8 protein-coding genes and 1 pseudogene are annotated in these 8,826 nt (G+C 46.8%); 3 read left to right on the top strand and 6 right to left on the bottom strand.

The features are described 5' to 3' along the window. From B3W37_RS07645 to B3W37_RS07635, 3 genes are all read right to left on the bottom strand, one after another. A partial coding sequence (locus tag B3W37_RS07645) for a hypothetical protein (protein WP_483175265.1) occupies positions 1–188 on the bottom strand: 188 nt, incomplete at its 3' end. A 304-nt stretch (positions 189–492) separates the two neighbouring features. Next, positions 493–1,830 (bottom strand): acetyl-CoA hydrolase/transferase family protein, encoded by a 1,338-nt coding sequence (locus B3W37_RS07640; protein ID WP_481042939.1) that lies wholly within the window; start codon positions 1,828–1,830, stop codon positions 493–495. A gap of 273 nt (positions 1,831–2,103) precedes the next feature. Next, positions 2,104–2,430 (bottom strand): hypothetical protein, encoded by a 327-nt coding sequence (locus B3W37_RS07635; RefSeq protein ID WP_481042937.1) that lies wholly within the window; start codon positions 2,428–2,430, stop codon positions 2,104–2,106. 657 nt (positions 2,431–3,087) lie between these two features. Here B3W37_RS07635 and B3W37_RS07630 point away from each other — a divergent pair. The 3 genes and pseudogenes from B3W37_RS07630 to B3W37_RS07620 form a co-directional block, all read left to right on the top strand. Next, positions 3,088–3,888 carry a DUF2889 domain-containing protein gene (locus tag B3W37_RS07630; protein ID WP_481042935.1) on the top strand — a complete coding sequence of 267 codons (801 nt, stop codon included), beginning with the start codon at positions 3,088–3,090 and terminating at the stop codon, positions 3,886–3,888. Between the two features lie 129 nt (positions 3,889–4,017). After that, entirely contained in the window at positions 4,018–4,707 is a 690-nt protein-coding gene (locus B3W37_RS07625) for a cysteine dioxygenase family protein (protein WP_483175263.1), read from the top strand. A 70-nt stretch (positions 4,708–4,777) separates the two neighbouring features. Beyond that, positions 4,778–5,095 (top strand): annotated as a pseudogene (locus tag B3W37_RS07620) (sodium:proton antiporter); the annotation flags it as partial. 316 nt (positions 5,096–5,411) lie between these two features. Here the strand turns inward: B3W37_RS07620 and B3W37_RS07615 are convergent. The 3 genes from B3W37_RS07615 to B3W37_RS07605 all read right to left on the bottom strand — a co-directional run bounded on the left by B3W37_RS07615 (position 5,412) and on the right by B3W37_RS07605 (position 8,488). After that, complete coding sequence (locus B3W37_RS07615; RefSeq protein WP_483175262.1) at positions 5,412–6,710, bottom strand: TRAP transporter large permease; 1,299 nt, start codon at positions 6,708–6,710, stop codon at positions 5,412–5,414. 20 nt (positions 6,711–6,730) lie between these two features. Beyond that, positions 6,731–7,258 (bottom strand): TRAP transporter small permease, encoded by a 528-nt coding sequence (locus tag B3W37_RS07610; RefSeq protein ID WP_481042927.1) that lies wholly within the window; start codon positions 7,256–7,258, stop codon positions 6,731–6,733. Positions 7,259–7,384: 126 nt separating this feature from the next. Then, positions 7,385–8,488, bottom strand: coding sequence for a TRAP transporter substrate-binding protein (locus B3W37_RS07605; protein ID WP_481042926.1), 1,104 nt, complete (start codon positions 8,486–8,488; stop codon positions 7,385–7,387). Between the last annotated feature and the right edge of the window lie 338 nt (positions 8,489–8,826).

Below are 8,826 nucleotides of genomic sequence, written 5' to 3'. Positions count from 1 at the left end.
AAGACCATCCCCAGCACGCAGATTAAGATGCCATATACCAGGAGGCTGTGATGATTGGCGGCAAACTCGGGCAGGATCAGATCCGCTTCGCTGGCCAGGGCCAAGGCCGGCGTCGTCAGCACTGCCGCCGCCCCTAAAAACCCGCTCAATAATACCTTATTAACTACTTGTTTTAAATCGTGACACACGTTTTTTCAAACCTTCTTTCCTTATGGGTGATAATTGACATTCTCCAGAGCATTACAGTTTGTGATCAGTATTATGGCTGTACCAACCCTCTGGAATCCGGCTCAACAGCCATAGGTGACCTAAAGGCTGTTTTTTACCCAACAGCCGTGTTCATGGTCAAATGAATATTCTTCCGCGGCACCCCTCCTCATACCAGATGCTATCACAGCACTGTATAAATTATTTTTAGACGCCATCACTTGATTACCACTTCGTTCATAAATGATCTCCTCTCAATATTAAAGGGGATGTATTAATAAAAGGCTAAATCCGGTTGGTTCTGCGCCAAATTTTTAGTTTTTCAGCCTCTTTAATCAATGGGTCTCTAAAATCCGGATGGGCGATGTTAATTAAGCCTGCAGCCCTTTCCCAGGTAGGCTTGCCTTTTAGATTGAATGTTCCAAATTCCGTGATTATATAAGAAGCCACCGAGCGAGGAACGCTCACTACAGTGCCAGGACCCAACCCCGGGGTGATCCGGGATGAAATTGTTCCGTCAGGATTTTTCATGGTAGAGCTCAGGGCAATAATCGGCTTGCCGTTTTTTGATCTGAAGGCTCCGTAAATATAGTCCAATTGCCCGCCGGTACCGGATATCTGGCGGCCGGCTGATGCTTCGGAGCCCACCTGCCCGTATAAATCCACTTCCAAACAGTTGTTAATAGCCACAAAGTTATCCTGCTGGGCAATGATGAACGGGTTGTTGCAATAACTCACCGGATAGCTGGCACAAACCGGATTGTGGTCTAAAAAATTATAGAGTTTTTCAGTTCCCATAGCAAACGCATAAGCGATTTTTCCTACATCCAGTTGCTTCCTCTTACCGGTTATCTTGCCTGCCTCATACATGTCCACAAAGGAATCGACCAGCATTTCGGTGTGGACCCCCAGATCCTTTAAATCGGACTGGGCGATCAGGGCTCCCACAGTGTTGGGCATAGCTCCGATACCCAGCTGAATGCAGGCCCCGTCGCTCATCTCTTCCATAACCAGGTTGGCTATTTTGATATCAACCTCGCTTACCGGCAGTTCGGGCAGGGTTCCTAAAGGGGGATTGGTGCTGCTTTCCACAATGTAGTCAACATCGGAGATATGAATGCCTTCATTACTGCCTCCCAAGCAGATGGGGCTGGAGCTGTTCACTTCCACAACCACAATTTTTGCTTTTTTGGTGGTGTATGAAGCTGTGGAATTAGACGTGCTGAAATTAAAAAAACCGTGACTGTCCATAGAGGCAACGGGCTGAAAGGTGACATCTATATTCCGCATGGCGATCAACATCTCTGCTTCGCCATAATTGAAGGGAATATAGTAGCACAGATTCTGGTCCGTAAGTTTTCTGGATATGCCTGAAAGGTGCCAATCGTGTAAAATGAAGTGCTTCCTTTCAGGATCGACTTTGACGACTTCCGGTACCATCATGATGGTGGTAGTTGTAATGTTGACGTCAGTCAGTTCATCCTTGCGTCCGGCCAGTGCGGCGTCACAATCTCGGGGCTGTTGCACGAATTCACCGTATTGCACCCAATCGCCCGACTTAACCAGCCTGGCTGCCTGGTCGGCAGTGATCAGTTTACTTTTATACTCTTCAGCTAAATTCACTATTAATTCACTTCCTTAAATTCTTATTGTGCGGGCGCATTCATCAGGGAATAACAAAGATAACCTGTATAAGCCGGTATCTTCATTGTAAAGTGCAATTATTATGCCATCATGGCTCGGTATAACGATCTCCTAAAAAATCTTTGTTCATTGGCGAATAAATGAATTTATATCACAGAGTAATTTATGTTTTGCCGAAACCCGCCACAAAGCAGATGTATTTTATACAGGACAACTTCCAGGATATCGGACGGTAAACAAATTTCTTATGGATTATAGGAAGTTAACCTGATTAACGATTTCCTTCTGCCCGATCATTTCTTCAAGTTCTGTCTGCAAAGTCTCATCACGAATGAGTTCCACTCGAGATACCACCGAGCCGTCCTTATTAAGACCACGCCAGTTTATGATAAAGCCGGCCACCAAAGCATACATAAATTTCCCGGTGCCGCAGCAGGAGGTGTCAATCTCGCCATAACCGACAATGTATAAGACTTCCCGCCCGTGGAACGGCAAACGCACCTCCTGGATGTGGGCGTAGTGCCCGCTAATGGTCTTATAATCCTGATTAAGAATCTCATGCTTGTAGTCTGCAATCATTTTTAACGCTCCTTTGTCAGGTGGGGGCTCAAACAGGCCCTCATCCGCCTCTAAACAAACAGCCTTTTACCCGCCACTTTTATAAATTGCGGAATATGGTTCCGCTGTTTGGCTTCGTTGCCGATTTTTTCGTGAAAGGCAGGATGTCAGAGGCCTACCGTGGTTTGTGAGATCAAAATAATGCAAATAACATACCAACATACATAAAAAGATGAGCAATCAACAGTTTCGAAACCCCGGTAAAAATCCGGAAAACCGAGAGAAATAAATTATTGTGCGTTACAGTTTAGCCCGGGCCGATGTACAGTATAGCGGACATCTTCCCTACAATCGGAGATACATTTTCCAACTGCAAACTGCGGGCATCTGTATTAAATTGAAGCGGCTAAAGTAAGCTTAAGCCCACTATATACAACTTTATTGCTTGCAGCCCAAGCTGTATATCAGTTGGCATGGAATTTGCGTTAAGACTTCATTAAATGAAGTTACAGAGTAATGAGCTCCCCGGGGTTCTTCAAAAGACATAATGGGATATGACGGGCTTAGCAACCAATGCATATAAAAATAGGGCTGTCACAGCATTAACTTCGCAAAACTATTGATCCTATCCTGCATCGGGTGTAGTTGTAGAAAACAAAAAGAAATGAGGGGCAACCAATGGCTGAAAACTTTAACCTGGTTCAAAGCATGAGTGTAAGCAAGCTTAAAAATGGCAATTTACATTCTCAATGTTATCATTTGAGCACCTTTGAAGAGGCCTCAGCCTGGGTTTCCACGGATACCCGGGAATTGCGGATAATCGGGGCCGGCCTGGAGATGTACCGCTCGCTCCACGAAAAGACCGGTTATTCGGAATTCCCGCAATTAGTGGGAATGGAAGCCTATGTGCATAGCGGCAGGAAGATTAAGGATAAGATCGGGCCCGATCATCCAATGGCCCAAAATCTGTTGGTAGAATGCGTAAAGGGCATCATTCAGGTTGAATCTTTCATTTATGCGGAACGCGGTTATCCGGACCTGAGTTCTTATGTGGACTACTGGTGCGCTCTTAATGACAATACCTGTTATACCTTTACTCACCGCAAGGACGGTCCGTCTTTGTGGTCAGTCAATCCCCGCGACTATAACCTGTTTAATCGCAGCCGGGTAATACATGGGCATAAGAACAATCATAAAAAGATGCTATACGGCACATTTATCGATACATATCACGAGATAAATATCCACCTGACATTAGACCCCGGTAATGTTGTCTTGGATGTGAGCGCGGATTTTATCCGCATGCCCGGTGAGATCTGTAAAAACAGCGCGATAAGATTGCAGGATTTAGTAGGCCACAACCTGACGGAAATGAACAAGCAGCAAATCAGACTCCTGATTGGCGGATCGGAAGGCTGCTCTCATCTGCTCGAAATTGTCAACGATGCCATTCGAAGTATGAATGATTCAAATGAATGAAAACTATCCGGCATATGCTGATAGCTTCGCCAAGGCATACTTTTAAACCGGCAAGACAAAATGGATGGCTTATTGGGTACAATAATTGCTTATTAAAAATTAATATTGAAAAGAGGCAGGTGAAATAATATGGCGATTAATGAGCTGGAACGTTTTATTAAACGAATTAAATCCTTGCTTGACGAAAAACCCGAGTGGCCCCGTATCCTGGAAGAAGGACGGAATAGTTTGCATGAACTGATCAGCAGTCCGGAATGGTTTCGTTCCATGATGACCCGGCTGGTATTGGACGAACAATTTTTAAAGCTGCAGCGGCAGACTATTGATATTAATAGTATTCAATTATACATCAGCCCTGATAAGGGGTTCTCCATCCGGGCATACATATGGGAACCCGGCCAGGTTTACCCGGTTCATGACCATGGAGTATGGGACATATTCGGGCCCATAATTCATCAAATCAAGGAAAGAAAGTTTGCACGGATGGATGACGGCATGAATCCGCCCTATGCGGAAGTGAGGCAAATTTCTGACACTATTCTTTCTCCAGGTGAAACATCTTTCATCTTGCCTTTAGACGCCGGGATTCACCAAATAGAAGCTCTGGATGAGGTGGCAGTAACAGTTGATCTGTACGGTCCCATCATACGCAAGGGTTTTATCCATTATTTTGATCCGGTAAAGAAAACCGCCCAGCGTATTTACTCCCCCCTTATCAGCAAGAAAGTGCTGGCTATAAGAACCCTGGGATCAATTAATGAATCATGGACTGGCAGGTATGGTTTGCAGGCATTCTTTTTGTGGTGGTTTACGCCGTAATAATATCAGAGAAGATACATCGCACCATTATTGCTCTGTTTGGCGCCGTATTGCTGCTGGTATTACCTTTTTAGTGCTCTGGTTTTCTGCCGTCGCCTCGGCTTTTATAGATAATATACCGTTTGTAGCCACCTTCATTCCATTAATCAAAGAAATCGGAATAATAGGTCACATGTCAGTAGAGCCCCTGTGGTGGGCTTTATCGTTGGGGGCTTGCCTGGGTGGAAACGGCACTATCATCGGGGCTTCGGCCAATGTGATCGTTTCCGGTATAGCCGAACGTCATGGCTGCCCCATAACTTTTCTGGGCTACATGAAAATAGCTTTTCCGTTGATGTTGCTGTCAGTGGTCATTGCTTCGCTTTATCTGTGGGCATTCTTCTTGTAGGGATGCACCGCCCCAGCTGTGCAATTATCCCCCATCCACATGATCATAATAGGAAAAACCTCACCCGGATGCTTATATCAGCCCGATTAGAGCAGACCTCGGGCTCTATGCGCATCAACAGTCTGCCGCTGCAGCTTCAGGCATGATTTGTCCAGGATCCATCAAGTCTCCATAGGGCGGAAACAATACTACCCTCCCCCACCGGGACTTGCCGTTTAGTTTAGCTATCGCCGGCTTAGATTATAACCACCCAAAAGTGGCGCCCGGGTTTATCTTCCCGGGCGCCACAAATAGCCTAACTAGCGGCATTAACAGGTCATTTCATCAGCGAGGGCAGCCACAGGCAGATTTGCGGGAAAGCCAGCAGCAGAAACACCACCGCCAGTTCTGCCAAAGCAAAGGGTATGACCCCCTTGAATATTCTCATTACATCAATATCCGGCGCCACAGACTTTATGGCAAAAGCGACGATCCCAAAAGGCGGAGTCAGCATGCCGATTTCAACCATAGCCATTACGATGACTCCGAACCAGATGCCGCTGAAGCCCAGGCCTACTACGATGGGATAGTATATCGGGATGGTGATTAGCATCATCGTAACACTTTCGAGGAACATCCCCAGAAAGACATAAGAAAGGAGTATGGCGATGATGATTAAAATGGGAGCAATATTCAGGCCGGTAACAGTGGCTTGAATGGCCTGGGGAAGTCCGGCTATTACCAGGAAATTGGAGAATACATATGCGCCCAGCATCAGAAAGAGGATGGACACATTGACTTCGGCGCTTTCGATGCAGGCGGTTTTAAATCTGTCCCAGAGGCCTTCTCTGCCCTTTAAGATGAGCAGAACCAGAGCGATCAGAGCGCCCCAGGCGGCCGCCTGGGTGGGCGTAAAAGCGCCGGTAAAGAGACCGATAAAAATGGTTGCGAATATGGCTATGATTCCCAATGCATTAGGCAAAGAACGGAATTTTTCCCTCCAGGAAAATTTCTGTCTGACTAAAGGCGCTTTATCGGGAAAGAGCAAGGCCGTTCCAACAATGATGCTGATAAAACCTGCCAGAATGATAAGGGCTGGCACAAATCCTGCCACCAGCAGCTGGGAGATGGATTCGCCGCTGACCAGCCCGTACAGCACCATGGCGCCGCTGGGCGGAATCATGGTGGCCAGGAGTCCCCCCGCTCCGCATACCCCGGCGGCCAGGCCGTCATCGTATTTATTTTCCTGCATTTCCTTTATGGACAGTTTTCCCATGGTCATGGCCGAGGCCACACTGGAACCGGAGCAGCAGCAAAAAGCCGCCGACGCAGCGATAGTAGCTACCCCCAGACCTCCCGGAAGTCTGCCCAGCCAGGTGCGGGCTGTTTTGTAGCCGGCAGATGCTACTCCTGAGGTCAGAGCAAATGCTCCGATCATCATGAAAAGCGGCAACGAAGCCAGGTCACTGCCTACCAGCGATCCCAAGGGCGTATAATGTATCGCCGACGATGCTGTATGGAAGCTGGTAAGGTACCATATTCCGCCAAAGCCGACGACAAACAGCGAGAGGGCTATGGGTATTCCCAATAAAATAAGAGTTACCACTATAATTAGTCCAATGACTGCCGTACCCATAGTGATTTAACCTCCATTTCTTATGATGTTGCCCCATCCGTTATTTCCGCAGCAGGATGACGCCATTTATGGATTTCCAAGATCAAGTCGATGATCAGCTGAATGGTTAACAGCAATATTCCAAAGGCAAAGGCGCTCTTCAAGGGCCACAGGGGAAAGTGCACCAGACCTTGGATCACTTCACCGCTTGCAATGGCTTCAAATAACTTGCCCCAGCAAATGTAGGTTAACCAGCCAAAAAACACCGCACCCAGGGTTAAAGGCACAAAACTGCGAATAAACCTTAACCATTTCGCCGTATATTTGCCCAGGATATTGACACTAAGGTGTTTTCTGTCTTTCTGCACCAGCGCAAGTCCCAAAAATAAGTTGATGCCTACCAACAGGCCATTTAGCTCGAATATCCCGTACGCCGGAATCTCAACCCACCTGAAAACTGTATCAACGACATTCAGCAGCATAATAATCACGATGGATACGGTTGATATAATGGCACACACTTTTATCAGCTTATCAAAAGCGTTCTTGGCCAAACGGATGGCCTCCATATGCATACCTCCTCAATCAGGCTAGCCACATTATTTACAGTGTTTCGTTCATTCCAAACCACTGGGGGTTATCACATAAAACACCTCCCCTGTTCGTACTACAAAAGAGAAGGTGTTTAACGGGCTTTATTGATTTTTTTCCAGGAACTGCTCCAGCATAGTTTTATGGGGATTCTGAGCCGCATAGTCCTTCATGATCTGGATCTCCCTCGCCAACAGTTCGCGGACATTCTTATATCCAGCGGCTTCGGCAGCTTTGAGATTTGCTTCCCACAGGGCTTCCGGGTTGATAATCTTTTGCCATTTGTCGGCCTGTTCCGGGGTTAGCTGTATCAAGGTCCCGCCTTTATCTTTAACAATCTTGTAACCGGCCATGCTTTGCTGTTTGAAAGCTTCATCACAGACCTGGGCCGGTATATCAGCGATCTCTTCTATTACTTTTTTGGCGCTGTCAGGCAAACTGTTATATACATCCTGGTTAAAGGCAATACCGGTCCACATGGAATTGCCGGTGTAGCGGTAGTCGACGACCTGGCTGGTGACCTCGCCGAACTTGTTGCTGCTCAAGGCAAAGGGAGCTATGCCGGCTATCCCGTTAATCGTACCCTTCTGCATGGCGACAAAGATATCCCCTGAAGGCATGGTGATCGGTATTCCTCCCAGGTTCTTGACAAAGACCGGGGCCTGGGCTCCGGTGGCAAACAATTTTTGATTGGCAAGAGGTTGGGGCGCATCAGGATCAACGTTGAAATTGGTGTATAGATTGGCGCCATAACCGTTGAACCAGGCTACTGGTACCACTTTATATTTGGCCCATTCTGCTTTTAACTCGGGTACGGTGTTCCACAGTTCTTTCTGGGCAGCTCCCGCTCCGGAAAAATCACTTGAAAAGGAGGGAATAAGAGCCGTTGTCAACGGTGTTTTGGTCGGGTGATTGGTAGCGGAGATGAAGGCTATATCCACCAGCCCGTCTCTAATACCTTCCAGGTTATTGTCGGCTTTGACAATGGTTCCGCTCCAGGTCATTTGATCAACGATGACCTGCCCGTTAGTGCGTTTGGCAAGTTCTGCAGCCCAGGCTTTCATACCCTGGCTGTAAATCCCTGATTCGGAAAGACTTGAAGTCATTCTGAGTTTAATTACTTTATCGCCATCATCCACTTTGGGTCCACACCCTGCGCTTACAAATAACATTAACATCGCCAGGAGTACCACAGTTATTTTTCTCATGTTCCGTTCCTCCTATAAGAAACATTCATTACGCTTATGTAGGACAGGCAAGCTTCCCTTGGGCCATTGCTAATTCAACCACACCTTCACATGTAAAATGCTGCCTGCTTGAGGAAACTCAGCTGCCTATTTCGGTTAAGTTGCCGTGTTATTCTTCTACAAATATACCAATTATTCGACTGTTTTTCACCGAGTAAAGAATGGGTCAATTTAGCCAATATCGTATTTATAACGAGAAATCACTGCCATCTGCCGCACTAACTCCTAGTCAAATCAATGACAGGTTTAATGCCCTTTCCTGATCTCATATAATCAAGGGCTTCAGTGGCCTCGTTCAG

The organism is Syntrophomonas sp. UBA5494 (assembly GCF_002426325.1).
The sequence above is the reverse complement of the archived record's forward strand: the minus strand, read 5'-3'. Positions and strand labels throughout refer to the sequence as shown.

What these genes read in the sequence shown, in the direction of transcription:
- B3W37_RS07635 (WP_481042937.1), bottom strand. Translation starts at nt 2,430, where the DNA reads ATGATTGCAGACTACAAGCATGAGATTCTTAATCAGGATTATAAGACC.
- B3W37_RS07630 (WP_481042935.1), top strand. Translation starts at nt 3,088, where the DNA reads ATGGCTGAAAACTTTAACCTGGTTCAAAGCATGAGTGTAAGCAAGCTT.
- B3W37_RS07625 (WP_483175263.1), top strand. Translation starts at nt 4,018, where the DNA reads ATGGCGATTAATGAGCTGGAACGTTTTATTAAACGAATTAAATCCTTG.
- B3W37_RS07615 (WP_483175262.1), bottom strand. Translation starts at nt 6,710, where the DNA reads ATGGGTACGGCAGTCATTGGACTAATTATAGTGGTAACTCTTATTTTA.
- B3W37_RS07610 (WP_481042927.1), bottom strand. Translation starts at nt 7,258, where the DNA reads ATGGAGGCCATCCGTTTGGCCAAGAACGCTTTTGATAAGCTGATAAAA.
- B3W37_RS07605 (WP_481042926.1), bottom strand. Translation starts at nt 8,488, where the DNA reads ATGAGAAAAATAACTGTGGTACTCCTGGCGATGTTAATGTTATTTGTA.